The organism is Campylobacter sp. BCW_6873 (assembly GCF_001762365.1).
Classification (GTDB): Bacteria; Campylobacterota; Campylobacteria; order Campylobacterales; family Campylobacteraceae; genus Campylobacter_D; species Campylobacter_D jejuni.
This window is the reverse complement of record NZ_MJWS01000074.1, coordinates 1-1,352: the sequence shown is the minus strand read 5'-3', so window position 1 is coordinate 1,352 and position 1,352 is coordinate 1. Positions and strand designations below refer to the sequence as shown.

At 27.2% G+C, this 1,352-nt stretch carries 1 protein-coding gene; it reads left to right on the top strand.

Annotation, left to right across the window (positions count from 1 at the left end):
* The first annotated feature begins 30 nt into the window (after positions 1 to 30).
* Positions 31 to 1,263 carry a DUF5710 domain-containing protein gene (locus AJ932_RS05715; RefSeq protein ID WP_070261061.1) on the top strand — a complete coding sequence of 411 codons (1,233 nt, stop codon included), beginning with the start codon at positions 31 to 33 and terminating at the stop codon, positions 1,261 to 1,263.
* Positions 1,264 to 1,352: the final 89 nt, after the last annotated feature.

The following is a 1,352-nucleotide window of genomic DNA, read 5'->3' as shown; positions in this document are numbered from 1 at the left end:
TAATATTAAAGGAAACTAAAAGGATATACGATGCCACAAAAAAGAATTTATCTTTATGTTCCATTTAAAGACAAAGAAAAAGTAAAATCATTAGGGGCAATGTGGGATGATAAAGAAAAAAAATGGTTTGCTCCAAAAAGCTTAGATAAAAATATTTTCTCACAATGGTTTTATCCGCACCAAAATAAAGAATTTTCATTTGATGAAAATGAAGTTTTAACTACTTTTAAATCTGCTTTAGAAAATCAAGGTTTAATTATTGATGGTTCACCTATCATGGATGGCAAAATCCACAGAGTAAAAACAACAACAGATAAAGGCAGAGAAATGAGTGGAGCTTATAGTGGATTTTTAGATAAATACCCCGCTGGTTTTATTCAAAATTTTAAAACAGGTATTAAAGAAAATTGGAAAATGCCTTTAGAAAATGCAAAACAAAACATTGTAAGTTATCAAACTCCTAGTCAAAAAAGATTACATAATTCTACAAGCAATAATACGAAACAAGACATTTTAGAGCTTCAGCAAAAAACAGCATTAAAAATTGAAGAAGAATATAATCAAGCTAATTGGGCTCATTCAAATCATCCTTATTTAAAGAAAAAAGGTTTTAGTGAAAACTTTTATCTTAAGCAGGATAACAAAGGTTCTTTACTTATTCCCTTAAAAGATGAAAATGGCAAATTATGGTCTGTGCAAAGAATATTCCCAAATGGTGATAAAATTATTGGTGTAATTAAAACTAAAGAAGAAAAAGAGCAAGGCATTGAATATTCTGCAAAAAAATCTGGATGTTTTCACCTAATAGGTGCAAAAAACCTAGAATATTGCAAAGAATTTATCATAGCAGAAGGCTTTGCTACTGCTGCAACTATATACAAAGCACTCAATAAGCCTGTAATAATGGGTATAGATGCTGGAAACTTATCAAAAATCGTTGAAACCCTAAAAAACAAATTTCAAAACACTCCTATTACCTTAATAGCCGATAATGATAAAAAAAGAGAATTAAAAGGACTTTCTAATGTCGGGGTGGAAACTGCAAAAGAAATTCAACAAAAATTTTCAGATATTAAAGTTATTATTCCAAAAATCAGCAATCAAGAAGCAGAACAAGGAATAAGTGATTTCAATGACATTTTTTTAAATAAAGGGCTTGATGAAGTCAAAAAACAATTAAATTTCATTGATTTTCATAATAAACTTAAAGCTTTTAAATCTATGGAAAAAACACAACCTGAAAAAGAGATAACTAGACAATAATAGTTACTCTTTGTAATCATAATATATAATAATAATATATAAAAAATATTTTTTATATATTATTAGTTAATAATAGTATATTATAATTA

What these genes read in the sequence shown, in the direction of transcription:
- AJ932_RS05715 (WP_070261061.1), top strand. Translation starts at nt 31, where the DNA reads ATGCCACAAAAAAGAATTTATCTTTATGTTCCATTTAAAGACAAAGAA.